The organism is Microbacterium sp. str. 'China' (assembly GCF_002993305.1).
GTDB lineage: Bacteria > Actinomycetota > Actinomycetes > Actinomycetales > Microbacteriaceae > Microbacterium > Microbacterium paraoxydans.
In genome coordinates, this window is sequence record NZ_CP027434.1 from 693,566 (window position 1) to 719,151 (window position 25,586).

At 70.7% G+C, this 25,586-nt stretch carries 26 protein-coding genes and 1 tRNA gene; 21 read left to right on the plus strand and 6 right to left on the minus strand.

The features are described 5' to 3' along the window. Positions 1-9: 9 nt before the first annotated feature. The 13 genes from C6C15_RS03270 (at position 10) to C6C15_RS03330 (ending at position 9,678) form a co-directional block, all read left to right on the plus strand. Positions 10-1,629: a sodium-dependent transporter gene (locus C6C15_RS03270; RefSeq protein ID WP_234024213.1), complete on the plus strand. Its 1,620-nt coding sequence runs from the start codon at positions 10-12 to the stop codon at positions 1,627-1,629. Beyond that, on the plus strand, positions 1,626-1,760 hold the full coding sequence (locus C6C15_RS03275; protein WP_075251602.1) for a methionine/alanine import family NSS transporter small subunit: 135 nt from the start codon (positions 1,626-1,628) through the stop codon (positions 1,758-1,760). Before C6C15_RS03270 ends, C6C15_RS03275 begins: the two co-directional genes overlap by 4 nt. Positions 1,761-1,844: 84 nt before the next feature. Continuing rightward, positions 1,845-2,708: an AraC family transcriptional regulator gene (locus tag C6C15_RS03280; RefSeq protein ID WP_105949259.1), complete on the plus strand. Its 864-nt coding sequence runs from the start codon at positions 1,845-1,847 to the stop codon at positions 2,706-2,708. Between the two features lie 86 nt (positions 2,709-2,794). Then, on the plus strand, positions 2,795-3,430 hold the full coding sequence (locus C6C15_RS03285; RefSeq protein ID WP_105949260.1) for a GyrI-like domain-containing protein: 636 nt from the start codon (positions 2,795-2,797) through the stop codon (positions 3,428-3,430). A gap of 70 nt (positions 3,431-3,500) precedes the next feature. Further along, positions 3,501-4,304: a DUF1206 domain-containing protein gene (locus tag C6C15_RS03290; protein WP_105949261.1), complete on the plus strand. Its 804-nt coding sequence runs from the start codon at positions 3,501-3,503 to the stop codon at positions 4,302-4,304. A 150-nt stretch (positions 4,305-4,454) separates the two neighbouring features. Beyond that, a complete protein-coding gene (locus C6C15_RS03295) occupies positions 4,455-5,762 on the plus strand; it encodes a cysteine desulfurase (RefSeq protein ID WP_105949262.1) in 1,308 nt (435 codons plus the stop codon). Beyond that, entirely contained in the window at positions 5,759-6,193 is a 435-nt protein-coding gene (sufU, locus tag C6C15_RS03300) for a Fe-S cluster assembly sulfur transfer protein SufU (RefSeq protein WP_060921432.1), read from the plus strand. Before C6C15_RS03295 ends, sufU begins: the two co-directional genes overlap by 4 nt. 58 nt (positions 6,194-6,251) lie before the next feature. Further along, positions 6,252-6,893, plus strand: a complete 642-nt coding sequence (locus C6C15_RS03305) for an NADPH-dependent F420 reductase (RefSeq protein ID WP_060921433.1) — start codon at positions 6,252-6,254, stop codon at positions 6,891-6,893. Positions 6,894-6,962: 69 nt separating this feature from the next. Continuing rightward, on the plus strand, positions 6,963-7,622 hold the full coding sequence (locus C6C15_RS03310; RefSeq protein WP_060921434.1) for a GntR family transcriptional regulator: 660 nt from the start codon (positions 6,963-6,965) through the stop codon (positions 7,620-7,622). Positions 7,623-7,722: 100 nt separating this feature from the next. Further along, positions 7,723-7,968 (plus strand): hypothetical protein, encoded by a 246-nt coding sequence (locus C6C15_RS03315; RefSeq protein WP_025104550.1) that lies wholly within the window; start codon positions 7,723-7,725, stop codon positions 7,966-7,968. A gap of 8 nt (positions 7,969-7,976) precedes the next feature. After that, positions 7,977-8,828, plus strand: a complete 852-nt coding sequence (locus C6C15_RS03320; protein ID WP_231919575.1) for a hypothetical protein — start codon at positions 7,977-7,979, stop codon at positions 8,826-8,828. A 115-nt stretch (positions 8,829-8,943) separates the two neighbouring features. Then, entirely contained in the window at positions 8,944-9,528 is a 585-nt protein-coding gene (locus tag C6C15_RS03325) for an asparagine synthase (protein WP_082749961.1), read from the plus strand. 77 nt (positions 9,529-9,605) lie between these two features. Further along, positions 9,606-9,678: transfer RNA gene (locus tag C6C15_RS03330), tRNA-Arg, on the plus strand. Between the two features lie 76 nt (positions 9,679-9,754). Here C6C15_RS03330 and C6C15_RS03335 read toward each other — a convergent pair. After that, the gene (locus C6C15_RS03335; protein WP_186326287.1) at positions 9,755-10,690 is read right to left on the minus strand and encodes a LysR family transcriptional regulator; all 936 of its coding nucleotides are present in this window, start codon (positions 10,688-10,690) and stop codon (positions 9,755-9,757) included. A gap of 71 nt (positions 10,691-10,761) precedes the next feature. Between C6C15_RS03335 and C6C15_RS03340 the strand changes: the two genes are divergently transcribed. Further along, complete coding sequence (locus C6C15_RS03340) at positions 10,762-12,492, plus strand: L-aspartate oxidase (RefSeq protein ID WP_105949264.1); 1,731 nt, start codon at positions 10,762-10,764, stop codon at positions 12,490-12,492. 92 nt (positions 12,493-12,584) lie between these two features. Here C6C15_RS03340 and C6C15_RS17030 read toward each other — a convergent pair whose 3' ends face one another. Further along, complete coding sequence (locus C6C15_RS17030) at positions 12,585-12,857, minus strand: hypothetical protein (RefSeq protein ID WP_062635578.1); 273 nt, start codon at positions 12,855-12,857, stop codon at positions 12,585-12,587. Between the two features lie 136 nt (positions 12,858-12,993). On the opposite strand from C6C15_RS17030, the gene C6C15_RS03350 reads away from it, so the two are divergent. The 4 genes from C6C15_RS03350 to C6C15_RS03370 all read left to right on the plus strand — a co-directional run bounded on the left by C6C15_RS03350 (position 12,994) and on the right by C6C15_RS03370 (position 16,987). Continuing rightward, positions 12,994-14,487 (plus strand): L-serine ammonia-lyase, iron-sulfur-dependent, subunit alpha, encoded by a 1,494-nt coding sequence (locus C6C15_RS03350; protein ID WP_105949265.1) that lies wholly within the window; start codon positions 12,994-12,996, stop codon positions 14,485-14,487. 239 nt (positions 14,488-14,726) lie between these two features. Then, positions 14,727-15,323, plus strand: a complete 597-nt coding sequence (locus C6C15_RS03360; protein ID WP_060921444.1) for a TetR/AcrR family transcriptional regulator — start codon at positions 14,727-14,729, stop codon at positions 15,321-15,323. Positions 15,324-15,470: 147 nt separating this feature from the next. Then, on the plus strand, positions 15,471-16,256 hold the full coding sequence (locus tag C6C15_RS03365; protein ID WP_199787687.1) for an ABC transporter ATP-binding protein: 786 nt from the start codon (positions 15,471-15,473) through the stop codon (positions 16,254-16,256). After that, positions 16,253-16,987, plus strand: a complete 735-nt coding sequence (locus C6C15_RS03370) for an ABC transporter permease (protein WP_105949266.1) — start codon at positions 16,253-16,255, stop codon at positions 16,985-16,987. The genes C6C15_RS03365 and C6C15_RS03370 overlap by 4 nt, the downstream gene beginning before the upstream one ends. Positions 16,988-17,006: 19 nt before the next feature. Here C6C15_RS03370 and hrpB read toward each other — a convergent pair whose 3' ends face one another. The 3 genes from hrpB to C6C15_RS03385 all read right to left on the minus strand — a co-directional run bounded on the left by hrpB (position 17,007) and on the right by C6C15_RS03385 (position 21,961). Next, positions 17,007-19,562, minus strand: coding sequence for an ATP-dependent helicase HrpB (gene hrpB, locus C6C15_RS03375; protein WP_105949267.1), 2,556 nt, complete (start codon positions 19,560-19,562; stop codon positions 17,007-17,009). Between the two features lie 197 nt (positions 19,563-19,759). Further along, the gene (locus C6C15_RS03380; RefSeq protein ID WP_083371007.1) at positions 19,760-21,361 is read right to left on the minus strand and encodes an SPFH domain-containing protein; all 1,602 of its coding nucleotides are present in this window, start codon (positions 21,359-21,361) and stop codon (positions 19,760-19,762) included. Positions 21,362-21,532: 171 nt separating this feature from the next. Then, positions 21,533-21,961 (minus strand): MarR family winged helix-turn-helix transcriptional regulator, encoded by a 429-nt coding sequence (locus tag C6C15_RS03385; protein ID WP_105949268.1) that lies wholly within the window; start codon positions 21,959-21,961, stop codon positions 21,533-21,535. Between the two features lie 260 nt (positions 21,962-22,221). Here C6C15_RS03385 and C6C15_RS03390 point away from each other — a divergent pair, with 260 nt between their 5' ends. Next, positions 22,222-23,268 carry an NAD(P)-dependent alcohol dehydrogenase gene (locus C6C15_RS03390; protein ID WP_105950743.1) on the plus strand — a complete coding sequence of 349 codons (1,047 nt, stop codon included), beginning with the start codon at positions 22,222-22,224 and terminating at the stop codon, positions 23,266-23,268. 61 nt (positions 23,269-23,329) lie between these two features. Here the strand turns inward: C6C15_RS03390 and C6C15_RS03395 are convergent, their stop codons facing one another. Further along, positions 23,330-23,923 (minus strand): TetR/AcrR family transcriptional regulator, encoded by a 594-nt coding sequence (locus C6C15_RS03395; protein ID WP_060921376.1) that lies wholly within the window; start codon positions 23,921-23,923, stop codon positions 23,330-23,332. Positions 23,924-24,021: 98 nt separating this feature from the next. Here C6C15_RS03395 and C6C15_RS03400 point away from each other — a divergent pair, with 98 nt between their 5' ends. Together C6C15_RS03400 and C6C15_RS03405 are read left to right on the plus strand one after the other, a co-directional pair. After that, positions 24,022-24,411, plus strand: a complete 390-nt coding sequence (locus C6C15_RS03400) for a DUF1304 domain-containing protein (protein ID WP_105949269.1) — start codon at positions 24,022-24,024, stop codon at positions 24,409-24,411. A gap of 43 nt (positions 24,412-24,454) precedes the next feature. Beyond that, positions 24,455-25,477, plus strand: a complete 1,023-nt coding sequence (locus tag C6C15_RS03405) for an NADP-dependent oxidoreductase (protein ID WP_105949270.1) — start codon at positions 24,455-24,457, stop codon at positions 25,475-25,477. The last annotated feature ends 109 nt before the right edge of the window (positions 25,478-25,586 follow it).

Below are 25,586 nucleotides of genomic sequence, written 5' to 3' on the forward strand. Positions count from 1 at the left end.
CTCGCGGGCATGCCTAGACCCACCCAGACGCCGCAGCGCGAGGCCTTCGGCTCGCGGAACGTGTTCATCCTCTCGGCGATCGGCTCGGCCGTGGGTCTCGGGAACATCTGGCGCTTCCCCTACGTCGCCTACGAGGGCGGCGGCGGTGCGTTCCTCATTCCGTACCTGTGCGCGCTGCTGACCGCCGGTATCCCGCTGCTGTTCCTCGACTACGCGATCGGCCACCGGTTCCGGGGCTCCGCGCCCCTCGCGTTCCGGCGTCTGCACCGGGCCGCCGAACCGCTCGGCTGGTGGCAGGTGCTGATCTGCGTCGTCATCGCGGTGTACTACGCGGTGATCGTCGCGTGGGCGGGCATGTACACGTGGTTCTCCGCGCAGTTGACCTGGGGCGCGGGCAACGAGAACGACTTCTTCTTCGTCGACTTCCTGCAGTCCGCCGACGTCGCGGAGGTCGGCCTGTCCGGCGAGTTCGTGCCGCAGGTGGGCCTACCGCTGATCGCGGTGTGGCTGATCGTCATCATCATCATGGCGCTCGGCGTCAAGCGCGGCATCGGTCGCGCCAACATGATCCTGATGCCGCTGCTCACCCTCATGTTCGCGGTGCTCGTCGTGCAGGCCCTCTTCCTCCCTGGCGCCTTGGACGGCCTCAACGCGTTCTTCACGCCGAACTGGGAAGCTCTCGCCGACCCGGCCGTGTGGGCCTCCGCCTACGGGCACATCTTCTTCTCGCTGTCCGTCGCGTTCGGGATCATGGTGACGTACGCGTCCTACCTCAAGCGCAAGACCGACCTCACCGGGTCCGGTCTCGTGGTCGCGTTCGCCAACTCCGGCTTCGAGATCCTCGCCGGCATCGGCGTGTTCGCCGCCCTCGGGTTCATGGCTCAGGCGCAGAGCACGGATGTCTCCGGTGTCGCCACCTCGGGTATCGGTCTCGCGTTCGTCGCGTTCCCCACGATCGTGTCGCAGGCGACCGGCGGCTCGATCATCGGCGTGCTGTTCTTCGGCGCCCTCGTCTTCGCCGGGATCACCTCGATGATCTCGATTTTGGAGGTGATCGTCGCGGCGCTGCAGGACAAGCTCGGCTGGGCGCGGGTGCGCACCACCCTCGTCGTCTCGATCCCGCTGGCCATCATCTCCGCCGCCCTGTTCTCCACCACCACCGCGCTGTCGGTCCTCGACACGACCGACGCCTTCGTCAACGCCTTCGGCATCATGGCGGTCGCTCTCGTCGCGGTGATCGTCGTGGCCTGGGTGCTGCACAAGCTGCCGCAGCTGCAGGACCACCTGAACCGCCGTTCGAGCTTCCGCGTCGGCCTGCTCTGGCGCCTGCTCGTGGGTGTCCTCGCACCGCTCGTGCTCGGGTACCTGCTGATCACGGAACTCCTGACGAAGATCGCCGAGCCGTACAGCGGCTACCCCGGCTGGTTCCTCGGCGTGTTCGGCTGGGGCATGGTCATCGCGCTGGTGATCGGGGGAGTGTTGCTGTCGCTGGTGCCGTGGAGCAGGCGCTCCCGTGCCAAGGACGACGTCGGGTACGACGACTTCCTGGACCAGGAGGAGTACGCCGCCGACCCCGAGACGACGAGCATCGCCGTCCCGGCGGCGCAGACGAAGGGAGCGGGCGCATGACCACCACCGCGATCGTCATGATGATCATCGCCATGGTCACGGTGTGGGGCGGTCTCATCGCCGCCGTGGTGAACCTCGCCCGTCACCCCGAGGTGGAGGACACGGAGCCCGCAGTCCCGACCGAGCTCTGAGCACCGACCCGATCGCATCGGGTCGGAACGGTCGGGTGCGCGGATGGACAGCGGCCAGACGATGAGGGGGAAAGGAGGGCCCCCGTGATCGGCACGCTCAACGCCCTGGTCGACCTCGTCGAGGCGGACCACGGCCAGGAGATCGACGTCGCTGCGTTCGCCCGTGCGCATGGCACCACCGAGTACCACCTGCGCCGGATGTTCTCGGCGCTCGCCGGGATGCCGTTGACCGAGTACGTGCGGCGTCGTCGGATGACGCTCGCCGGCGCGGAGCTCGCCGCCGGCGCGCCGAGTCTGCTCGATGTCGCCGTTCGGCACGGCTACGGCTCGACCGAGGCGTTCGCCCGGGCGTTCCGCGCCGTGCACGGCATCGGGCCGGCGGACGCGCGTCGGCACGGGGGTCCTCTCCGCACACAACCCACGCTCCGGTTCCGCCTGAGCGTCGAAGGGAGCACCCCGATGGATGTCACCATCACCCACCGTCCCGCATTCGTCCTCGCCGGGCATGCCGCGGAGGTCCCGCTGATCCACGTCGGCGTCAATCCGCACATCCAGGCGCACATCGCCGCGATCCCGCCCGAGGAGCACGCCCGCCTCAAGGCGCTCGGGAACGAGGAGCCCGCGGGCATCCTCGCCGTGACCGCCGACATCGACCCGGACGCCCCGGAGGGGACGCCGTTGACCTACCTGCACGGGGTGGCCGTGCGCGACGACACCGCAGTCCCCGACGACCTCGACGCTCTGCGCGTGGCGGAGGGTGCCTGGGCCGTGTTCGGCGCGAGCGGCCCGTTCCCGGAGACCCTGCAGAATCTGTGGGCGGCGACGGCGACCGAGTGGTTCCCGTCGAACCCGTGGCGGCTGCGACCCGGGCCCTCGATCGTCCGCTATCGCGAGTTCACCGGCGACACGGCCTCCTGCGAGCTCTGGCTCCCCGTCGAGCAGAGCTGACCGTGCATCGGGTCGGGCCCGAGCGGCTCGACCCGATGTCGGTGCCCGGTGGCACACTGACCGCACGACGTACCGAGAGGCGGGCCATGGCGGCGATCGATCCCAAGAAGACCCTCGACGCGTATCAGGCGAAGCGGGGCGCCTTCCGTGTCCTCGAGGTGCCGCCGCTGACCTATCTGATGGTCGACGGCGCCGGAGATCCGAACACCGCTCCGGCCTTCTTCGACGCGGTCGCGGCGCTCTACCCGCTGGCGTACACCCTCAAGTTCGCCAGTCGCGCCGAGCTCGGCATCGATCAGGTCGTGATGCCCCTGGAAGGCCTGTGGCATGCGCCGGACATGGCGTCGTTCACCACCCGGCGCGACAAGTCGACCTGGCTCTGGACGCTCATGATCATGGTGGGCGACCACGTCACTCCTGCCCTGTTCGACCGCGCGGTCGAGACGGTCGCGGCGAAGAGCGCGAAGAAGGGGGAAGAGCTCCCGGCACTGGCTGCCGTCCGGCGGGAGGTGCTGGACGAGGGCCTCTGCGTGCAGACGTTGCACATCGGGCCGTTCGACGATGAAGGCCCGGTGCTCGAGGAGCTGCACGAGCGCTTCGTTCCGGAGAACGGTTTGCGGATGCGCGGGCGGCACCACGAGATCTACCTCAGCGACCGTCGTCGCGCAGCCCCGGAGAAGCTGCGCACCATCCTGCGGCAGCCGGTGGAGCGGATCACCTGAGCGCTTTCGCACCGGGCGTCCGGAAAGCAACCCCCTGATTCCGGCGGTCCGCGGCGGATACTCTTCGAGGATGAGCACCGTCAAGCATGCGGCACGCGTGGCGAAGGACTCCACCGCGTTCCGGCGGACCGCCCGCGCAGGATTCGTGGTCCTCGGCATCATCCACATCATCATCGGCGCGATCGCCATCACGATCGCGGCCGGCGGGTCGGGGGACGCCGACCAGGACGGCGCGATGGAGCAGGTGCGCAACAACCCGATCGGCGGACTGCTGCTCCTCGCGATCGCCGTCGGCCTTCTCGCGCTCGCCGTGTGGCAGGTGGCGAGCGGGTTCCTCGCCGCCGACCCCGCGGAGACGAAGAAGTGGGGCAAGCGCCTCAAGCTCTTCGGCATCTCCGGGACGTACCTCGTGATCGCCGGCCTCGCGCTCATCTACGCCGTGGGGGGGCGCGCGGAGTCCTCCGACGCCTCGAAGACCCTGAGCCAGGTGGTCTTGTCCGCGCCCGGCGGGGTGGCGCTGCTCGTGGTGATCGGTCTCAGCGTCATCGGCGTCGGCGTCGGCTTCATCATCGGCGGGATCATGCGCTCCTTCCGCAAGCTCATCGACGTGCCGACCGGAGCCGCCCGCGCCGGGGTGATGGCCCTCGGCATCGTGGGCTACATCGGCAAGGGCATCGCGGTGGGGGTCACCGGGGTGCTTTTCGTGGTGGCCGCCGTGACGCAGGACCCGGAACGCGCCGCTGGTCTGGACGCCGCTCTGCACAGCCTCCTCAGCCTGCCGTTCGGGCGGCTCATCCTCGGTGCCGTCGGCGTCGGCTTCGCCCTGTACGGGGCCTTCTGCATCGCCCGTGCCCGTCTCGCCCGCATGTCCTAGTCCTTCCGCGCTTCCGCCGGGCACGACGTCGGAGATCGTTGCCGACACGCCGCTCGATGGTCGGGCAGCCCGGCGTGTCACGCCCCGTCTCCGAAGCTGTGCCCGTCCGGAGCCGGGCCCCGGTCAGCCGGAAGATGGGAGACTGGAACGATGAGCGCTTCTCCCGGAGTCGACGTGATCGCCCCGCTGACCGAGACCGAGGTGGAGCGGATCCGCGAGGACTTCCCGATCCTGCACACGCGCGTCCACGGCCACCCGCTGGCGTACCTCGACTCGGGGGCGACGTCGCAGCGTCCGGAGTCCGTGCTCGACGCCGAACGCCGCTTCGCCACCACCATGAACGCGGCCGTCCACCGCGGCGCCCACACGCTGGCCGCCGAGGCGACCGAGCTCTTCGAAGACGCCCGCAGCACCCTCGCCCGGTTCGTGGGCGCCGATGACGACGAGATCGTCTGGACCTCGAACGCCACCGAAGCGGTCAACCTCGTCGCCTACTCGCTCTCCAACGCCTCCCTCGGCCGGGGTGGTGCTGCGGCCGAGCCTCTCCGGCTCCGCGAAGGGGACGAGATCGTCACTACCGAGATGGAGCACCACGCCAACCTCATCCCCTGGCAGGAGCTCGCCGCGCGCACCGGGGCAACGCTCCGGGTCATCCCGCTCGACGACGACGGGGCCCTCCGTATGGATGCGGCCGCGGAGATCATCTCGGAGCGCACGAAGCTCGTGGCCTTCACCCACGTGTCGAACGTGCTGGGCGTGATCAATCCGATCGAGACCCTCGTCGCGCTGGCCAGGGAGGTCGGCGCCCTCACCCTGCTCGACGCCTGCCAGTCGGCTCCGCACCTCCCGCTGGACCTGCACGCGCTCGGCGTCGACTTCGCGGTCCTCTCCGGCCACAAGATGCTCGGCCCCACCGGCATCGGCGCGCTCTACGGTCGTCGCGAGGTCCTCACCGCGATGCCACCGTTCCTCACGGGCGGCTCCATGATCACGACGGTGACCACGACCGCGGCCGAGTACCTGCCGCCGCCGCAGCGCTTCGAAGCGGGCACGCAGCGGGTGTCCCAGGCGATCGCGCTCGCCGCCGCGGTCGACTACCTCTCCGCGGTCGGGATGGATCGCATCGCCGCGCACGAGGCCGCGTTCGGGCAGCGTCTCGTCGAAGGGCTCGGCGCGATCGACGGCGTGCGCGTCCTGGGCGCGGGCATCGAGTTGCCGCGGGTCGGTCTCGCGAGCTTCGACGTGGCCGGCATCCACTCGCACGACGTCGGGCAGTTCCTCGACGACCAGGGCATCGCGGTGCGCGTCGGTCACCACTGCGCCCAGCCGTTGCACCGTCGGCTCGGCGTGACCTCATCGACGAGGGCGAGCACCTATCTGTACACCACCGCGTCCGAGGTGGACGCTGTCATCGAGGCGGTCGCCGGGGCGATCGCGTTCTTCGGGAGGGGCGCATGAGCGACCTGCAGAGCCTGTACCAGGAGCTGATCCTCGACCACTCGCGCACGCCGCACGGCTTCGGCCTCCGCGAGGAGATCCCCGCGCAATCGCATCAGCTCAACCCGACCTGCGGCGACGAGATCACGCTGCAGGTGCATCGAGGCGCCGACGGCGGCGTGGAGGCGATCGCGTGGGAGGGACACGGGTGCGCCATCTCCCAGGCCTCCGCGTCCCTGCTCGCCGAGCTCGCCGAGGGCCTCACCGTGGACGAGCTCGAGGTGCGCATCGCTGCCTTCCGCGAGGCGATGCGCTCCCGCGGCACGATCGAGCCGGACGAGGAACTGCTCGGCGATGCCGCGGCGCTCGGGGGAGTCTCGCGGTACGTGGCGCGCGTGAAGTGCGCCATGCTCGCCTGGGTGGCGGCGGAGGACGCGCTCACGCGCCTCTGACCGCGTTCGCCTCCCTCCTCGCCGGGAATAGCATCCGGCGGCAGGCGTTGGCCCGAGCATGACAACTCTCGGAATCATCGGAGCAGGCAACATCGGCAGCCAGGTCGCGCGTGTGGCGGTGGCCAACGGCTATGACGTCGTGATCGCGAACTCGAGAGGGCCGGAGACCCTGGCCGATCTCGTCGCAGAGCTCGGGCCGCGCGCGAAGGCGGCGACGGCGGAGGAGGCGGCCGCCGCGGCGGACGTGGCCGTGGTGACGGTGCCGCTGCACGCGATCGATCAGCTTCCCGCCGCGCAGCTCGCCGGGAAGATCGTGCTCGACACGAACAACTACTACTTCGAGCGCGACGGGCACATCGAGGCCCTCGACAAGGGCGAGACCACCACGTCCGAGCTCGTGCAGGCGCAGCTCCCGGACTCGAAGATCGCCAAGGCGTTCAACCACATCTACGCCGCGGAGATCACCACCGACGGGACCCCGGCCGGTACGCCGAACCGTCGCGCGCTGGCCACGGCCGGGGACGACGCGGAGGCCGTGGCCTTCGTCACCCGCTTCTACGACGAGGCCGGTTTCGACACGGTCAACGTCGGCCCGCTCAGCGAGTCGTGGCGGGTCGAGCGCGACCGCCCGGCATACGTCATCCGGCAGAACGCGGAAGAGCTGACGGCCAACGTCGCGCGGGCGAACCGTCTGCCCTGACCCTGGCGCGCGCCCCGGTCTGGGATACCAAACTTGGCCAATCCCGGGCCGGGGTGCGACAATGCCCGGATGGCGGGGGCTGTGGGGGTAGGCGGGGAACTCGAGTCGGTCAGGGTCACGAGGATCCTCCGAGACGACATCGTGCTGGGGCGGCGCGCGCCCGGTTCCCGGCTGGTGGAGCGGGATATCGCCGCCGAGCTGAACGTGTCCCGACTCCCGGTGCGGGAAGCCATCCGCACGCTGGTCGCGGAGGGCGTGGTCGTCGCACGGCCCCGGACGTGGGCCGTGGTGCGGGAGTTCACCCATGACGACATCCGCAACTTCGCGGAGGTGCGCGAGGCGATCGAGACCCTCATCTTCGTGTTCGCGGCCGAGCGTCACGATGCGCAAGGGCTCGCCCGGCTGAGCGAGGTGTACGAGCGCGAAGTCGCCGCGGCCCGGGCCGGCGACGCGGAGACCGCCCGGACGGCGGCCGCGGCGTTCCATGAGGTCGCCGTCGACCTGGCGGGGAACGAGATGCTCGGCGAGCTCATCGCCGTGTTCCTGACGCGCTTGCGCTGGCTGTTCGGACAGCACGACGATCTGGAGGCGATGGCGGAGGAGCACCGCGTCATCCTCGAGGCCGTCCGTGCGCGCGATGTCGAGGCGCTGCGGCGGATCGTCCCCGCGCACCTGGCGAGCGGGCACTCCGCGGCCGAACGGCGGCTGGCGCAGACGGCGACCACCTGAGGCATCCGTCGGGAGAACGACCCCCGGACGCGCCGCGAGCGGTTGTATCCTTGTCCGGTCGGAGTCGGTCCGGTCTGTTCGCGCTGTCCTGGGGAGCGAGATGCGAAGTCTTGCTGTCGTCGTCGGGGGGATCCTCCTGCTCGGAGGTGCTGCACTCCTGGTGGTGGCCGATCAGGAGCGCGCCGCCGGTGTCGCCGCCGTGAAGGCGGAGATCGCGCGGATCGAGCAGGTGCTCGCGGAGTCGCAGGCCGAGAACCTCGAACTGGCGGAGCGTCTCACCGCCCTGAGGTCGCGCATCGCGGAGCAGGACGCCGAGCTGAACGACACGACGGGCTTCCTCCCGTGAGGCGCCGGGTGCTCGCGGTGACGGTGTCGGCGGCCGTGCTCGTCGCGGCGGCCGCCGTCGCGCGCTCCGACGCGCTGGACCAGGAGCGCGCCGAGGCGGTGGCCGAGCTCTCCGTACTGGCCGACCGGTCATACGACGCCGCACAGCGCACCGACCACCTGTCCGGCGCCGTGGCCCGGGCCGAGCAGGACGCTGAGGATCGGGCCTCCGTCCTGGCGGTGCGGCCGGCATTCCTGGAGGAGCTCTCGACGCTGGCCGCCGTCCTCCAGGGCGCGGACGGCAAGGTCGACACGGCGGCGCATCTCGCGTCCGCCCGGTCCGCGCAGGAGACCGTGCGCGCCGAGCGCCATGACCCGGACACCGTGGTCGCGGCGACCGCGACGGTGGAGGCGCTCACGCAGAAGGTCGGCACCGAGGTCGCCGGGTGGCAGGCGTCGCAGAGTGCCGGTCCCGGCGGGCCCGCATGGACGTCGAGCGGGCCGGACGGCTACGCGCGGGTGCGGGCCGCCCTCGACAGGGTCGGCGGCGGGGGCGTCGGCTTGTACGAGTCGTCGTCCTGTGCGGGCGGCACAGCCCCGGCCTGCGCCAACAGCAACGGGTACATCAAGTACCGCGCCGACATCACCGGCTGGAGTGACGGACGCCTGAACTGGGCGATGGCGCATGAGCTGGCTCACATCTACCAGTTCCGGGTCTGGGGCACCCTCACCTCCTCGGGCGCGTACGGGGCGATGTTCGGCGGCGATCCGGAGTTCCTCGCCAACTGCATGGCTGTCGTCCGCGGCTTCCCCGGGGCGGTGGGTTGCTCCGGGGAGCAGCAGGCCTGGGCCTCCGGAATCTGGGTCGGCGTCGTCGGCTGAGCCTCGGCCCGATGCCGCCTGCCGATGTCGGACGTCTGCGGCAAGCTGATCCGGAGCGATTCCGGCCGAGACTGCGCGGCATCCATACCGGTACGCTCGAGAGAAGGAGGTGCCGGTGGGACGGACTGCGGATGCCATCGCCGAAGGCGTCGCGATCGCGACGGCCGCTGCGCGCCTCGCCGTGAAGAATCACATCCTCATCGGCACCATCGCCGAGGACGGCATCTTCGACCTCGACAAGTACGTCGAGGATGCGAGGGCTGCTCTCGAGGCGATGGCCGAGGAGTCGGAGGAGGCCGCCGCCACGGTCACGGCCTTGCGCAAGCGCGCCCGCGGTCGACATTCCGACCCGGTCGGCACGCACGACTACCGCGACCGCGATGTGCGCAATCTCCGGCGGCGGGCGAAGCAGTCGCTCGGCGTCGCGCAGCGTCTGCGCGAGATGATGGACGACCGGCCGCAACTCGAGAGCATCGTCGAGGAGGCGCGCGCGGCGGCCTGGGCCGACGTGCGGCACAACCTCGACCGCCGGCTGCGCGTCGAGGGCATGCGACCGGACCAGGATCCCGACTACGCGCGCATGCGCGAGGCGCGGATGCAGGCGCTGCGACTGGTCGATCTCCAGGCACTCTCCTCGGAGCAGCGCGCCAAGGAGAAGCGGCGGAAGAAGCAGGAGAAGGCGGCCGCGAAGGCGGACTGAGGCCTCGTTTCGCTTTCCGGTCTCGTCTGTTGTAGGCTGGTCGTCGGCCCGCTGAGCGGTAAAGCACCGCGGGTCCTGCGCCTCTAGCTCAATGGATAGAGCATCTGACTACGGATCAGAAGGTTGGGGGTTCGAGTCCCTCGAGGCGCACACTGTGTTGAGACAGTACGGAACCCCCGTCGCGGAAGCGGCGGGGGTTTTCGCTGTTCCGGGGTGAGTGCTCCGGTCAGAGCAGGCTGGTGATCGCCGGGTCGCGCTCGGCGAGGTCGGCCGCCGTGGCCATGATGGCGGTGCGCATCGCGGCCACCGCGACCGCGGGGGTGACGTCGGAGCGGTGGGCGAGGCTGATCGTCCGGGACATCGCCGGGTGGGCGAGGCGCGCCGACCGCAGGGCGGGGCGTTCGTACAGCACCATCGCCGGGACCACCGCGACCCCGACGCCTCGTTCCACGAAGCGGAGCACCGCATCCATCTCCGCACCCTCCAGCGCGAGGGTCGGGGTGAGGTCGGCGGCGCGGAAGGCGGCGTCCATCGCGGCGCGCAGCTCGTAGCTCTCATCGAACTGGATGAGCGGGAGGGTCGCGAGGTGCGCGAGGCTCACGGATGGGCCGTGGGTGACCGGAGGTGCGGCCGCCGACGAGATCACCACGAGCTCCTCCGCGAGCAGCGGGATGTGCGTGAGACTGACTCCTGCGGGCACGGGCCCCTCGGACTGGGTGACGAGGGCGATGTCGACGGCACCGACGGCGAGCTGCTCGACGAGCAGCCGGGAGCCTCCTTCGGTGAGGTGCAGGTCGATGCCGGGGTGGGCGGCATGGAACGAGCTGAGGGCTTCCGCGACGAGGCTGATGCAGAGGGTGGGTGGGGCGCCGAGGCGCACGCGGCCGCGACGGAGTCCGGCGAGCTCGGCCACCTCGTCGCGGATGGCGTCGGCTTCGGCGAGCATGCGCTGCGCGCGGGGGAGGACCGTCTCACCGGCGGCGGTCAGGGCGATGTGGCCGCGGGCGCGATGGAACAGCTCGGCGCCCAGCTCCCGCTCGAGGGTCGAGATCTGACGGCTCAGCGAGGGCTGCGCGAGGTGGAGGTGCTCGGACGCGCGGGTGAAATGGCCGAGGCGGGCGACTTCGACGAACCCGCGGAGCTGCTCGAGGTTCATATCCATAGCGTACCCGCATGGTTTCCAGACGAACTATGCATTGGAGTTATTAGGATCGCCTAACTAGCGTCGAGAGCATGAATGCACCCGAACGACAGATCTCCACCACGGTCCTCGTGATCGGCACCGGAGGCTCCGGGCTCCGCGCCGCGATCGAGGTCGCCGAGCACGGCGTCGACGTGCTCGCCGTCGGCAAGCGCCCGCGGCAGGACGCCCACACGTCGCTCGCGGCCGGTGGCATCAACGCGGCGCTCGGCACGATGGACGCCGAGGACAGCTGGCAGCAACACGCGGCGGACACGATCAAGGAGAGCTACCTCCTCGCCAACCCCCACACGGTCCAGATCGTCACCCAGGGCGCCGAGCGCGGTATCCGCGACCTCGAGCGCTGGGGCATGGACTTCGCCCGTGAAGGCGACGGCCGCATCTCGCAGCGCTTCTTCGGCGCGCACACCTACCGCCGCACCGCCTTCGCCGGCGACTACACGGGCCTCGAGATCCAGCGGACGCTGGTCGCCCGCGCCGAGCAGCTCGACGTGCCCATCCTCGACAACGTCTACATCACCCGCCTCCTCGTGCGCGACAACGTCGTCTTCGGCGCCTACGGCTTCGATCAGGCCGACGGCACGCGCTACCTCATCCATGCGGACGCCGTGATCCTCGCCGCCGGCGGACACAACCGCATCTGGCGCCGCACGTCGTCGCGCCGCGACGAGAACACCGGAGACTCCTTCCGGCTCGCCGTCGAGGCGGGGGCGCGACTTCGCGACCCCGAGCTGGTGCAGTTCCATCCGTCCGGCATCATCGAGCCCGAGAACGCCGCCGGCACGCTCATCTCCGAGGCCGCGCGCGGGGAGGGCGGCATCCTCCGCAACGCACTCGGCGAGCGGTTCATGGCGAAGTACGACCCCGAGCGGATGGAGCTGTCGACGCGGGATCGGGTCGCGCTCGCTGCCTACACCGAGATCCAGGAAGGACGCGGCACCGCGAACGGCGGCGTCTGGCTCGACGTGTCGCACCTGCCCCGCGAGACCATCATGACCCGGCTTCCGCGCGTCTATCAGACGATGATGGAGCTGCAGATGCTCGACATCACGGCGGACCCGATCGAGATCGCGCCGACCGCGCACTACTCGATGGGCGGCGTGTGGGTGCGGCCGGACGACCACCAGACCGACGTCGAGGGGCTGTACGCGATCGGGGAGGCATCGAGCGGACTCCACGGCGCGAACCGTCTGGGCGGGAACTCCCTCATCGAGCTGCTCGTCTACGGCCGGATCGTCGGTCAGGCCGCCATGGCCCACGCCGCGGGGCTCGACGCCCAGCGCCGGTCGGCCGATGCGGTCGCCGCCGCTCGTGCCGAGATCGACGACCTCCTGGCCGCGGAGGGGCGCGAGAACGTGCGGGCGCTGCAGCGCGCCATCCGCAACCTCATGACGGAGTACGCGGGCGTCGTGCGGTCGGAGGAAGGGTTGAAGGCGGGCCTCGCCGACCTCGACATGATCGAGGGGCGGATGGAGGACATCGGCATCCACCCGGACATCGCCGGATTCCAGGACCTCGCGCACGCCTTCGATCTCAAGGCCTCCGCGCTCGCCGCCCGGGCCACGCTGGAGGCGGCGCGGGAGCGTCGGGAGACGCGGGGATGCCACAACCGCAGCGACTTCCCGGACACCGATCCCACGCTGCAGGTGAACCTCGTGTGGTCGCCGACCGCCGGCGTGACCCGCGAGGAGATCCCCGCCGTCCCCGACGAGATCGCCGAGCTCATGCGCGACGTCGACACGACGGGCAAGCTCGTCGAGTAGATCCCCGAGACCCCGCTTTCGCGTCGAGACCCCGCCCTGCAGATGTCTGCAGGGCGGGGTCTCGGCGGTAGTGCGGGGTCTCGGGGAGGGGGTCAGTCGACGCCGAGGCCGACGGCCTCGTGATCCGGCTCCGGGTCGTCGCGCTTCGGGGCCTTCGGCTCCTCGCCGGGGGCCTTCTCGGTGCTGGGCTCCTCCAGCTCCTCGGTGCTCGGGACCTCGGCCGGGTCCGCGTCTTCGGGGGAGTCCGCCTGCTCCGGCGTCGTCGCCTCACCCTCCGTGGTGTCGGAGGCCGGGGTCGGGGTCGGGGTCTGCGCCTCGGGCGAGAGGTCGTCGTTCGCGGTCGGTTCGGGAGTGCTGTCGGTCATGATCGTCCCTTTCTGCGATGTCGTGCTCTCAGCCTGCCTCCGCCTCTCCGGGAGATGAAGGGCCTTGACGCGGACCCGCCGGCCGCGCGGTTAATCGCGGTGAACCGGAATCCCGAACTCGGCGTAGCCTGGAGGGGTGACTGCGTACGTCTCGGCCTTCGACCTCTTCTCCATCGGCGTCGGCCCGTCCAGCTCGCACACCGTCGGACCCATGCGCGCCGCGCTCGACTTCGCGCGACAGCTCTCCGCCTCCGGCGAGCTCGACCGTGTCGGTCGCGTCGAGTGCACGCTGTACGGCTCGCTCGGCGCCACCGGGATCGGCCACGGCACCCCGGATGCGGTCGTCGCGGGGCTCCGCGGTCTCGCTCCCGAGACGTGCGATCCGGCGGCCGTCCGTGCGGCGTGGTCGGCGTATCCGGAGGGGGAGCCGCTGCGGATCGACGGCGCCCATGCGGTGCCGTTCCAGAAGGACGACATCGTGTTCGCGCCGCGGACCCGTCTCCCCGGGCATCCGAACGCCATGACGCTCATCGCCCGTGAGACCGACGGGACCACACTGTTCGAGCAGACGTACTACTCGATCGGCGGAGGCTTTATCCGGCGCGAGGGGGAGGAGGCGCACCTCTCGACCGGTGCCTTCCTGCATCCCTATACCGATGCCGCCTCGCTGCTCGCGGTGTGCGATGACCTCGGCCTGTCCATCGCGGAGGTCGCTCGCCGCAATGAGACGGCGCTGCGGAGCGAGGAGGAGGTCGCCGCCGGCCTCGATGCGATCTGGGACGCGATGGCGGGCTGCGTGGACGCCGGACTCCACGCCGAGGGCGTCCTTCCGGGCATGCTGCAGGTGAAGCGCCGTGCGGGCACGATCCGCGCGCAGCTCGAGGCGGTCGAAGCCGACGGGCACCGGGAGCTCCCCGGCGAGTGGCTCGGGGCTTTCGCGCTCGCGGTGAACGAGGAGAACGCGGCTGGTGGCCGCGTCGTGACGGCACCCACCAATGGCGCGGCCGGAATCCTCCCCGCGGTGGCGATGTACTGGTGGCGCTTCCTCGCGGACTCGGGCCTCGGTGCCGGGAACGCGGTGACGCCGTACGGCGAGCTCGTCGGCAGTGCGCTGCTCGGGTTCGACGGCGCCCCGCCGTCCCCTCCGGCGCTCGACGGGGCGGATGAGGAGATCGCGGAGGCGAACCGCCGCCGGGGAATACGCAGGTTCCTGCTGACGGCTACCGCCCTCGGGTCGCTGTTCAAGGCCAACGCCTCGATCTCCGGCGCCGAAGGCGGGTGTCAGGCCGAGGTCGGTTCCGCCTGCGCGATGGCCGCAGGCGGGCTCACCGCGGTGATGGGCGGCACGAACCGGCAGATCGAGAACGCCGCGGAGATCGCGATGGAGCACCACCTCGGCCTCACGTGCGACCCGATCGGCGGGCTCGTGCAGATCCCGTGCATCGAGCGCAACGCCATCGCCGCCTCGACGGCCGTCACCGCCGCCCGCCTGGCGCTCCGCGGTGACGGGAGCCACTACGTCTCGCTGGATGCCGTCGTCGAGACGATGCGGCAGACGGGCCTCGACATGTCGACGAAGTACAAGGAGACGAGCGAGGGCGGTCTGGCGGTGAACGTCATCGAGTGCTGACCTCGCCGACCCACCCCCTTTCGCGCGCCCCGGCCCGTTGCGTGCGCACGGAGGGGGGTGGCAGGCACACAGAGGGGTGGCTCGACGGTGGAGGGGAGGTCGGGGAGTGGGGGCTCCGCCCGGCCGCCTGGGAGACCTCGAGATCGTGAACCACTGGCGCTCGTTCCTCGGGCAGCCGCAGCGGTATCTCCGGCATCTGCTCGGCGAGTGAGGATCCGCGGAGCCGTAGGCTGACGGGCATGACCGAGCAGAAGGCGCCGAGACGACGCGGGCGCCCGCGTGGCGGCACCGACTCCCGCGAGCGCATCGTGTCCGCGGCCGTCGACGAGTTCGGCGCGCAGGGGTACGACGGCGCCACGGTGCGGTCGATCGCCGCCCGCGCCGGGGTCGACTCCGCGCTCGTCCACCACTACTTCGGCACCAAGGCCGACCTCTTCGCCGAGGCCGCCGGAATACCGCTGCGCCCCGACCTCGACGTCCCCGAGATCCTTGCGGGGCCGAAGGACGAAGCGGGGACGCGGCTCGTCCGCTATGTGCTCGACGCGTTCGAGAAGCCCGACGTGCGCCGCCGCGGTGTGCTGCTCCTGCGGACGGCGATCGGGAGCAGACTGACGACGCCCCTGCTCGCCGGCTTCCTCTCCCGCGAACTGCTCTCCCGTGTGGCGCGCCGCCTCGATGTGCCCGATGCCGACCTCCGCGCCGCCCTCGTGGCGTCGCAGATCGCCGGCATGCTCATCGGCCGCTACGTCCTGCAGCTCCCCGCGCTCGCCGGCGCCTCCGTCGACGAGCTCGTGGGCCGCGTCGGCCCCACCGTCCAGCGCTACCTCTTCGACTGACCCTCACCGCGGCGGGCACACATTCGGAGATCTCGGCCGCCGCGCCGGACGGCGCGGGCCGGCGACGGCGTGTCGATCCGGAGCTCCGGAGCTGTGCCCACCCGAGAGCCGTTGACGCCCGACGAGGCGAGGCGCATAATTCATCGCATGATGAATAATGCGGCCGTCGAGATCACGCAGCTGCGCGTGCGGCGTGGGGCCGTGTCCGTGTTCGACGGCATCGATCTCGCCGTGCCGCGTGGCCAGATCACGGGTCTCCTCGGCGCCTCGGGGTGCGGCAAGACCACGCTCATGCGGTCGATCGTCGGTGTGCAGCGGATCGCCTCCGGTGATGTGACTGTCCTCGGCGAGCCGGGCGGGTCCCGCCCGCTCCGGCACCGCGTCGCATACGGCACGCAGGGCGCCTCGGTCTACGGCGATCTCAGCGTGCGGCAGAATCTCGCCTACTTCGCGTCACTCCTGAAAGCGCCGAAGGGCGATGTCGACCGGGTCATCCAGGAGGTGGGCCTCGGCGCGCAGGCGGGGCAACTCGTCGATGCGCTGAGCGGCGGCCAGGCGACGCGGGTGTCTCTCGCGGTGGCACTGATCGGCTCCCCGGAACTGATCGTGCTGGACGAGCCGACGGTCGGTCTCGACCCCGTGTTGCGGGCGGAACTCTGGACCCTGTTCCGCCGCCTGGCCGATCGGGGCGTCACGCTCATCGTGTCCAGTCACGTGATGGACGAGGCGGTGCGCTGCGACCGACTGCTGCTGATGCGGGAGGGGAGGATCATCGCCGACACGACGCCGTCCGTACTGCTCGCCGACACCGGAACGACCGACGCCGAGGCCGCGTTCCTTGCGCTGATCGAACGCGACAGGGCCGCCGGCACCGCGACCACCAGGCGCGCACGCCGAGAAGCGCACGAGCGCCAGGAGGAGGACGGGACATGAGCGGCCGACGGCTGTTCGCGACCGCCGGCCGTGTGCTCACGCAGCTCCGACACGACCCGCGGTCGATCGCCCTGATGCTCATCGCCCCGAGCCTGCTCGTCGGTCTCTTCGCCTGGCTGTTCAGCGAGCAGGACGGTGTGTTCGATCAATTCGGAGGTGCCATCCTGGCGCTGTTCCCGTTCATCGTGATGTTCCTCATCACGTCGATCACCACCTTGCGCGAACGCCGTTCCGGCACGCTCGAACGGCTGATGACCACGCCGCTCGAGAAGGCCGACTTCATCCTCGGGTATGCGCTCGCGTTCGGGCTGATGGCCGTGCTGCAGGCGGTGATCACGGTGTCGTTCGCGGTCGGGGTGTGCGGGCTCGACGTGGACGGGCCGCTGTGGCAGCTGGGTCTCGTCGCGGTGGTCGACGCACTGCTCGGCACAGCCCTCGGCCTCCTGGCGAGCGCGTTCGCCCAGACCGAATTCCAGGCCGTGCAGTTCATGCCGTTGCTGGTGTTCCCGCAGATCATCCTCGGCGGGTTGTTCATGCCGCGCGACCAGATGCCCGACGTGCTGTACGCCATCTCCGACTGGCTGCCGCTCAGCTACGCGATCGACACGATCAACGCCGTCACGGCGGGGGACGAAGAGTGGGACGTGTTCGGTCCGCTGCTCATCGTCGTGGCCTTCGCGGTCGGCGCTCTGGTGCTCGCCGCCCTCACGCTGCGGCGGCGTACACGCTGAGCCGGAGTCCTGGCCCAGGTCAGCGCGCGGCGCGGTTCTTGGTGTGCTTCGTCGGCACGGCGGCCCAGGGGTCCTCGGGCCAGGGGTGCCGGGGGTAGCGGCCGCGCATCTCGGCGCGCACCTGCGCATAGGGGCCCGACCAGAACGAGGCGAGGTCGTCCGTGACCGCGAGCGGCCGCCCCGCCGGGGACAGCAGATGGAAGAGGACGGGGACGCGGCCGTCCACCAGTCGGGGAGTCTCCGCCCACCCGAAGCACTCCTGCAGCTTCACCGCCACGACGGGCCGTGCGGTCGCGTCGCCGTCGGGCTCCGGGTAGGTGATGCGTACCCGGGAGCCGCTGGGCACGTCGAGCCGCTCCGGGGCGAGCGTCTCGAGGTGCACGGCCTCGGGCCAGGGCAGCAGACGACGCAGCGCCGATGACAGATCCAGCCGACTCGCGGGCGTGCCGGAGGCGAGAGCGTCGAGCTCCGGTGCCAGCCACACATCGAGCGATTCGAGCAGACCCGCGTCCGACACATCGGGCCAGGGGTCTCCGAGTTCACGTCGCAGCAGTGCGAGTCGGCGCCGCAGGGCCTCCGCGCCGTCGGACCACGTGAACATGCCGAGGCCATCGCGTCGGAGTGCTCGGCCCACGGCATCCCGGCCTTCCGAGGCCGACGGGCGCACCGGCACCGATGAGCGCACGATCGCCCCGATCCGGCGTTCGCGGCGGGCCTGTACACGGCCTCCGACGTACTCGGCCTCGACGCGGTCGCTCATCAGGGGGCCTGCCGCGCGCTCCACCTGCTCCTCGGTGAGGGCCGCTGCGGCGCGGATGACCGCACCGGAGCCGGCTGCCGTCCGGGACGAGGTTCGGGCGACGTCGGCCACGGCGAGCCATTCCGACGCGGCCGGAGCGCCGCTGACACCGGCCCGGCTGCCGGACGCCAGCAGGAAGGTCGCTCCCGATCCCGAGTGCTCGACGCGGCGGGCGACACGCTCGGGGAAGGCCAGCGCGATCACGAGCCCGACGCCGTCGAGACCCGCGCGCGTGTCGGGCGTCATGTCGACGAGGCGTTCCAGACGACGCGCGTCCTCTCGCCAGCGCCGGGCCTCGGCAGTGCCCCCTCCGCGCAACGTGACGAGAGCGCGGGCGACGTCGGCGTCCGGGGTGCGCTGATCGCCACCCAGGAGCGCCACGACCTCGGCGGCGAGCCGGCTCCCCACCGCGGGGCTGCCGTCACGCAGCGCTCTGGCCAACCGCGGATCGGTGGGGATTCGTGCCAGGGCACGGCCCTCTGCCGTGGCGCGCCCGTCGTCGTCGATCGCTCCGACACCGCGGAGCACCGTGACAGCATCGGCCAGGCTGTCGGCTCGCAGCGGTTCGATCATGCGCAGGTCGGCACCGCCCGGGGCGCCCCAGCAGGCGAGCAGGAGGGCGGCGTCGGTGAGGTCGGCCGTGGCGATCTCCGGGGATGGCCGCGCGGGAGCGGCAGCATAGGTGCGCTCGTCCACACAGCGGATCACGGTGCCGGGGCCCTGCCGGGTGGCGCGTCCGGCACGCTGCACACAGGAGGAACGGGAGGCGGCGGTGGTGACCAGGCCCGTCATTCCGCGCGCGGCGTCGCGCTGCGGCTGCCGTGCCAGACAGCTGTCCACGACCAGCCGCACACCCGGCACTGTGAGAGAAGACTCGGCGAGCGAGGTGGCGACGATGATGCGGGGCGGGGCCTCCGGCGCACGACCACGGATCACGGCGTCCTGCTCCGCTGACGGGATCCGGCCGTGCAGCTCTCGCACATCGAAGGTGCTGTTCCGGTCCCGGACGCGTCGAGCGATCTCCGACACCTCGCGCGCGCCGGGGGCGAATACGAGCACATCCGCTTCGGGATCATCCCGGACGAGCTCGGCGGTGGCGGTGGCGGTGACACTCGCGACGTGGTCGAGGAAGCCACGGGTGACTCCGCGTTCGTCGAGGCGGGGCGCGGAACTCGGTGCCCAGCGCTCGGTGAGGGGGAAGGCCGGGACGTCGTGGTCGATGATCGGCGCGGGAGCCTCCTCGGTGCCGATGACCGCAGCGATCCGGTCGGCGTCGAGGGTGGCGGACATGGCGATGACGACGAGGTCATCTCGCAGCTCGCGAACCTCGGAGAGCAGGCCGATGAGGAGATCGGTCTCGAGGGCCCGTTCGTGCACTTCGTCGATGATGACCGCGCTCACGCCGTCAAGTCCGGGGTCGTCCAGCATCCGTCGCAGGAGCACGCCGGCGGTGACGAACTCGACCCTCGTGTCCGGCCCGACAGTGCGCTCGCCGCGGACGGTGAAGCCCACCCGGGATCCGAGCGGGGAGCCATCGAGGTGTGCGAGTCGGCGGGCGGCGGCACGCGCGGCGACCCGGCGGGGTTGGGTGACGATCACGCGGCCGGTGCGGCGTGAGGCGAGCAGCGGCGGGACGAGGGTGGTCTTGCCCGTGCCCGGCGGCGCGGTCACGACCACGGATCCGCTCGTGTCGAGGGCGGCGGAGAGCTCGTCGAGGGCGCCCGCGAAAGACAGACCGCCGCCGATGGCGGTGAGGTCGAAGGCAGCGCGGGTCACCCGTCCAGTCTGCCCGGTCGATCGACGCCCGGAGCCGTTCACAACTCAGGAGATGCGGGGGGATTCGGAGCGCAGAGAGGGATCGCCGCGTCCGTGCCCGCCGATCTCCTGAGTTGTGAACCGGCGGAGGTGGTGCCCGACGACAGTACAGCGGATGCCGCGACCGAGTCGGTCGCGGCATCCGCTGTTATGTGCTGCTACTCCGCGTCGGGAGCCGGGGGAGCGGGCGGCGGCGGGGTGGTCGGTGCGGGTGTGCGCGGCGCGGGGGCCGGTGCGGACGCTTCGGCGACTCCCGCCCCGAAGCCGCGGCCGACGGCCTGTCCCTGGATGATGCCGGCGAGATCGAGGCCGGTCGCGGAGTGCACGCTGTCGAAGACCGAACGCAGGGCTTTCGCGCTGTCGGCACCGACGACGTTGGACGCGCCGTCCTCGCCGGATCCGCCGACGATCGAGACGCTGCCGATGGCGGCGTAGCCCTTCGCGAACTCCGACATGATCGACGGCAGCACCTCCAGCACGCGCTGCGAGAGGAAGGCATCCTGGTTGGAGGCGATGGCCTTGGCCTCGGCCTCGACAGCGGCGGCACGGGCTTCACCCTCGGCGCGGATCGCCTCGGCCTCGGCGTTGGCGCGCAGCCGACGAGCCTCGGCCTCCGCCTCCGCCTGGGCGCGCAGCGCGTCGGCGTCACCGGTGGCCTTCGCGATCGCGGCCGCCGCCTCACCGTCGGCGCGCGCCTTGTCGGCCTGTGCCTGCTGCTCGGCGATGCGGGTGCGCGCCTCGGCCTGCTTGACCTGCTCGATCGCCGCCGCCTCGGCCGCCCGCTCACGCGTGTACAGCTCGGCCTGCGCGCGGGTCTCCGCCTCGTACCGCTGCGCGTCCGCGACGCGCTTGACGTCGGCGTCGAGCTGCGCCTGCTTGTTCTCGGCCTGCTGCTGGAGCACGGCCTGCTCGGCCTGGGCGCGGGCGAGCTGCTCGGCCTGCTCCGCTTCGGCGCGTGCGCGGCCGATGCCCGCGTTGGCGTTGGCGGTGTTGGTGTCGAGGGCGGTCTGCTCGACGAGGTTCGCCTCCTGGTTGGCGATGTTCTTCTGGTTGATCGCGCGGTCGGCGTTGGTCTGCGAGATCTCCGCGGCCTGGCGCTTCGCCTGGATCTCCGGGGCACCGAGGGACTGGATGTAGCCGACCTTGTCGGTGATGCCCTTGATCTGGAAGGAGTCGAGGATGAGGCCCTGTTCGGCGAGCTCCTGGGAGACGTCGGCGGCGATCTGGTCGGAGAACTTCTTGCGCTCCCGCATGAGCTCCACGACGGAGAGCGTCGCGACGATGCCGCGCAGGGCGCCCTCGAGCTGCTCGGTGGTGAACTGCTCGATGGCCTTGTCCTGGGAGGCGAAGCGCTCGGCGGCCCGGCGCACCAGCAGCGGGTCGGAGCCGATCTTGACGATGGCGACGCCGTCGACGTTGAGCGTCACGTTGTCGAGCGACTGGGCCTCGGCGTTGAGCGACACCTGCCGTGAGCGGAGGGAGATGATCTCGTGGCGCTGGGTGATCGGGTTGACGAGCGACTTCCCATTCACGATGACTGTGACGGGCGATTCCGACATCTCCGAGCTGCTCGTGCCGTCGGCGCCGATCACGGCACGCTGCACCTTCTGCTTGCGTCCGGAGATGACGAGCGCTTCGTCGGCGCGAGCCACCTTAATCCAGCTGCGGGCGAACAGCAGCAGGATCAGCAGGACGACGATCGCGGCGACGACCGCGATCCCGATGACGATGAGGATGCCGACGATTCCGGCGATCTCCATGGATGACCTCCCTGGTTCCCCCCGAGGGGGCGGTCCGATATGCCCACGGTCGATGTGGGCGTGCGCAACCCACCCTGCCAGAAAAGAGACGCCCGCCACCGCGTCGGGCGCCATCATGCCGGTATCGGTGGGCGTTCCTCCCGTCGCCCTGCCTGTGGAGGAGGGGAGCGGTCAGCGGGTGCGGAGCTTCTCCGCGAGGTCGCGCAGCAGACGCAGCTCCTCGTCGTCGAGGCGTGACATCCGGTCGGCGATCGACCGGCCGTGCACGGTCGCGAGCGCACGGAAGGCCCGGGCGCCCTCGTCCGTCGCGCGGATCAGGGCGCCGCGGCCGTCGTCCGGGTCGGCGCACTTCGCGACCAGTCCCCGCGTCACCATCCGGTCGACGAGGCGGGAGACGCTCGGCTGACTGATGAGCATGTTGGCGGTGATGTCGCGCAGGCGGGCGGTCATCTCCGGCGAGCGCGTGACGGTGAGCAGCACGTCGTACTCGGCCTGCGTGATGTCGCTGGTGTCGAAGTCGGCCGCCATCTCGGTGAACAGTTCGTGCTGCGCGCGGAAGAGGCTTTCCCAGGCCTCCAGCGCGAGCTTCCGATCGGTCATCCTCACAGAGTACCGGGCGCAGTAAAGGGCCGGTCGGAGAGGCTCCCGACCGGCCCTTGTCCCTTGCACCAAGAGTGTCCTGCAATCACATGCGGTGGATGCCACAGCAAACATTCACCGTGTGATCACTGTATAACGGCGAGGTAACGAATGCAACGGTTTGATCACGATGATTCGGGCGGATACTGGAAGGGACGGTATCGAGAGCCCCCGCCTCCGCACCGCGCGGCAGACCTCTCGACGCCAGGAAGAAGATGCTCATGAAAGCTCTCCGCTACGTCGAGATCGGCAAGCCCCCGGTGGTCGTCGACATCCCGATTCCGAAGCCCGGTCCCGGACAGGTCCTCCTCAAGGTCACCGCGGGCGGTGTCTGCCATTCCGACGACTACGTCATGGGGCTTCCCGAGAAGGACTACCACGAGCAGGGTTACCCGCTGCCGCTGACGCTCGGCCACGAAGGCGCCGGCATCGTGCACGAGATCGGCGAGGGCGTCGACTCGACGCTCAAGGTCGGGGATGCCGTGGCCGTCTATGGTCCGTGGGGTTGTGGTCGCTGCCACAACTGCTCGATGGGCAAGGAGAACTACTGCACGAATGCCGCCGCCGAGGGCATCCGTCCTCCGGGGCTGGGCAGCCAGGGCTCGATGGCCGAGTACATGATCGTCGACGACGCACGTCACCTCGTGCCGCTCGGTGACCTCGACCCCGTGCAGAACGTCTCGCTGACCGACGCGGGCCTCACCCCCTACCACGCGATCAAGAACTCGCTTCCGAAGCTCGGCGCCGGCACGGTCGCCGTCGTGATCGGTACTGGTGGTCTCGGCCACGTCGGCATCCAGATCCTCAAGGCCATCTCGGGTGCCACGGTCATCGCCCTCGACGTGAACGACGAGAAGCTGAAGCTCGCCACCGAGGTCGGCGCGGATCACGTGCTGATCAGCGACGCGTCGGCGGCCGAGAAGATCCGCGAGCTCACCGGCGGTCTCGGCGCGAACGCCGTGTTCGACTTCGTCGGCGCGAACCCGACGATCGCCCTGGCGCAGAGCGTTGCCGCACTCGAGGCCGACATCACGATCGTGGGTATCGGCGGGGGCAGCATGACGCTCGGCTTCGGCTCGATCGCCTATGACGCGGCCGTGCGCATCCCCTACTGGGGCTCCCGCGCCGAGCTGATCGAGGTGCTGGACCTCGCCCGCGCCGGCAAGATCCACGTCCAGACCGAGAGCTACACGCTCGACGACGGTCCGAAGGCGTACGAGGACCTCGCGTCGAACAGCATCCGCGGACGCGCCGTCATCGTCCCCTGACATCGGCCTCGAACGCCCGGGAGGGATCGCCCTCCCGGGCGTTCGTCGTTTCGGTGCGGCTTCAGCTGCAGCGTCGCCGGTCGGCGAGGAGGGCGAGCGCCGCATCGATCGCGCTCGCCGCCGCGTCGGGGGCCACGCGCACGAGGGCGAAGGCGGAGACCACCAGGCCCGTGCAGGCGTCCGCCAGGGTGTCGACCTCCGTTCCCGCGAGCTCGGGGAGAGCGGCCCCGACGCCGCGGGCGAACGCCTCTCGGAGCTCCCCGCGATAGGACGCCACGACCCGGGCGACCGCGTCGTCAGTGCCGATGGGGGCGGCGGCGGTGTTGACCAGCAGGCAGCCGCTCGTCGCCGGGAGGCTCCCCGCGGTCAGCAGCGCCGCACGCAGTCCGCCGAGATAGGTCTCCAGCGCCTCCGGCGCCACGGTCTCGCCCGTCAACGGGGCGAGGCGCGGACGGATGACCTCGTCCAGGTAGCTCTCGACGGCGGCGTCGAAGAGTCCTCGTTTGGAACCGAAGGCGTGATAGATGCTGGAGCGGCTGAGGCCGGTCGCGCGCTCGAGCTCCGGCAGCGGCGCGCTCTCGAAGCCGCGCTCCCAGAACACGCCGCGTGCCGCGCGGACCGCTTCCGCGGTGTCGAAGGTCTGTGTGCGCCCCATCCACCCTGCTCCTGCTCTTTTGTGAATCGCTTGATCCAGTATATATTGGAACGACCGATACAGAATGCGCGGCCCCGCCGCGTCGAAGGGGGACTGCCATGGTCATCGCCGGACTCGTGCTCGCAGGCATCGCCGCGCTCGTGCACGTCTACATCTTCTGGCTGGAGTCGTTCGCCTGGACCAGTGCGCGCGCTCGCCGCACGTTCGGCACCGGCACGGCGGAGGAGGCCGCGCGACAGAAGGAGCTCGCCTTCAACCAGGGCTTCTACAACCTGTTCCTCGCGATCGCCGTCCTCCTCGGCATCGTCCTCTTCGCCACGGGAGCGACGGCCGTCGGCGCGACCCTGGTCTTCACCGGCGCCGGATCGATGGTCGCCGCGAGCCTCGTGCTGCTGCTGTCGAGCCCCGACAAGGCGTCCGCCGCCCTGAAGCAGGGCGCCATCCCGGCGCTCGGCGTCATCGCGCTCGCCATCGGCCTCCTCGTCTGAGTCCGGCCGCAGCACCCCCCCCAGATCCTCACGAAGGAGAGAAATGTCCCACGCCATCAGCACCCAGATCCAGCTCGCCCGCCGCCCCGAGGGGTGGCCGACCCACGACGACTTCCGCACCGTCGAGGTCGAGCTGAGCGATCCGGCGCCGGGGGAGGTGCGCGTGGCGAACGAGTTCGTCTCCGTCGACCCCTATATGCGCGGGCGGATGAACGACGTCCGCAGCTACGTCGCTCCCTACGCCCTCGACGAGGTCATCGCGGGTGGCGCCATCGGCCGGGTCGTCGCCTCTGCGGCGGACGACCTCCCCGTCGGCACCGTCGTGCTGCATCAGCACGGCTGGAGCGATGTCGTGCAGGCGGACGCGTCGACCTTCCGGGCCGTGCCCGAGGTGCCCGGCATGCCGCTGTCGCTGCGCCTGCACATCCTCGGCATGACCGGCCTCACCGCGTACGTCGGGCTCACCGCGATCGCCGGACTCGCCCCGGGCGACACCGTCTTCGTCTCCGGCGCCGCCGGTGCCGTCGGCACGGCTGTCGGTCAGATCGCCAAGCTCCTCGGCGCGGGCCGCGTGATCGGCTCGGCGGGCTCGCGCGAGAAGGTCGCCCTGCTGACCGAGAAGTACGGCTACGACGCGGCGTTCAACTACAAGGACGGCCCGGTGCGCGAGCAGCTCGCCGCCCTCGCGCCCGAGGGCGTGGACGTGTTCTTCGACAACGTCGGCGGCGACCACCTCGAAGCCGCGCTCGACGTGATGAACGACGGCGGCCGGATCGCCCTGTGCGGCGCCATCACGAGCTACAACACGACCGAGCGCGTGCCCGGGCCCGACAACATGGCGAACATCATCACGCGCGGTCTCCGTCTCCAGGGCTTCACCCTGGCGAACTACCTGCACCTGTCGCCGGAGTTCAGCGAGAAGATGACCCGCTGGTTCGCAGAAGGGCGGATCGCCTACGACGAGACCATCGTCGACGGCATCGAGAACACGGTCGACGCGTTCCTCGACATGATGCGCGGAGCCAACACGGGGAAGATGCTCGTGCGCGTCACGCCCTCCGCCTGACGTCCGGAGCGGGCCGCCCGCGCATTTGAGATATATTGCTTGAGACGTAGAACTTCACTCTCCATGACCCCCACTGGAGGCAGTGTGACACTCTCTGGCGGCCCCCTCG

Excerpts from the sequence above, each read along its gene's own strand:
- sufU (WP_060921432.1), top strand. The coding sequence starts at position 5,759 with ATGAGCGACCTGCAGAGCCTGTACCAGGAGCTGATCCTCGACCACTCG.
- C6C15_RS03310 (WP_060921434.1), top strand. The coding sequence starts at position 6,963 with ATGGCGGGGGCTGTGGGGGTAGGCGGGGAACTCGAGTCGGTCAGGGTC.
- C6C15_RS17030 (WP_062635578.1), bottom strand. The coding sequence starts at position 12,857 with ATGACCGACAGCACTCCCGAACCGACCGCGAACGACGACCTCTCGCCC.
- C6C15_RS03365 (WP_199787687.1), top strand. The coding sequence starts at position 15,471 with ATGATGAATAATGCGGCCGTCGAGATCACGCAGCTGCGCGTGCGGCGT.
- C6C15_RS03405 (WP_105949270.1), top strand. The coding sequence starts at position 24,455 with ATGTCCCACGCCATCAGCACCCAGATCCAGCTCGCCCGCCGCCCCGAG.
- C6C15_RS03335 (WP_186326287.1), bottom strand. The coding sequence starts at position 10,690 with ATGGATATGAACCTCGAGCAGCTCCGCGGGTTCGTCGAAGTCGCCCGC.
- C6C15_RS03380 (WP_083371007.1), bottom strand. The coding sequence starts at position 21,361 with ATGGAGATCGCCGGAATCGTCGGCATCCTCATCGTCATCGGGATCGCG.
- C6C15_RS03400 (WP_105949269.1), top strand. The coding sequence starts at position 24,022 with ATGGTCATCGCCGGACTCGTGCTCGCAGGCATCGCCGCGCTCGTGCAC.
- C6C15_RS03390 (WP_105950743.1), top strand. The coding sequence starts at position 22,222 with ATGAAAGCTCTCCGCTACGTCGAGATCGGCAAGCCCCCGGTGGTCGTC.
- C6C15_RS03370 (WP_105949266.1), top strand. The coding sequence starts at position 16,253 with ATGAGCGGCCGACGGCTGTTCGCGACCGCCGGCCGTGTGCTCACGCAG.
- C6C15_RS03360 (WP_060921444.1), top strand. The coding sequence starts at position 14,727 with ATGACCGAGCAGAAGGCGCCGAGACGACGCGGGCGCCCGCGTGGCGGC.
- C6C15_RS03275 (WP_075251602.1), top strand. The coding sequence starts at position 1,626 with ATGACCACCACCGCGATCGTCATGATGATCATCGCCATGGTCACGGTG.
- C6C15_RS03270 (WP_234024213.1), top strand. The coding sequence starts at position 10 with ATGCCTAGACCCACCCAGACGCCGCAGCGCGAGGCCTTCGGCTCGCGG.
- C6C15_RS03340 (WP_105949264.1), top strand. The coding sequence starts at position 10,762 with ATGAATGCACCCGAACGACAGATCTCCACCACGGTCCTCGTGATCGGC.
- C6C15_RS03285 (WP_105949260.1), top strand. The coding sequence starts at position 2,795 with ATGGCGGCGATCGATCCCAAGAAGACCCTCGACGCGTATCAGGCGAAG.
- C6C15_RS03305 (WP_060921433.1), top strand. The coding sequence starts at position 6,252 with ATGACAACTCTCGGAATCATCGGAGCAGGCAACATCGGCAGCCAGGTC.
- C6C15_RS03290 (WP_105949261.1), top strand. The coding sequence starts at position 3,501 with ATGAGCACCGTCAAGCATGCGGCACGCGTGGCGAAGGACTCCACCGCG.
- C6C15_RS03315 (WP_025104550.1), top strand. The coding sequence starts at position 7,723 with ATGCGAAGTCTTGCTGTCGTCGTCGGGGGGATCCTCCTGCTCGGAGGT.
- C6C15_RS03295 (WP_105949262.1), top strand. The coding sequence starts at position 4,455 with ATGAGCGCTTCTCCCGGAGTCGACGTGATCGCCCCGCTGACCGAGACC.
- C6C15_RS03385 (WP_105949268.1), bottom strand. The coding sequence starts at position 21,961 with ATGACCGATCGGAAGCTCGCGCTGGAGGCCTGGGAAAGCCTCTTCCGC.
- C6C15_RS03395 (WP_060921376.1), bottom strand. The coding sequence starts at position 23,923 with ATGGGGCGCACACAGACCTTCGACACCGCGGAAGCGGTCCGCGCGGCA.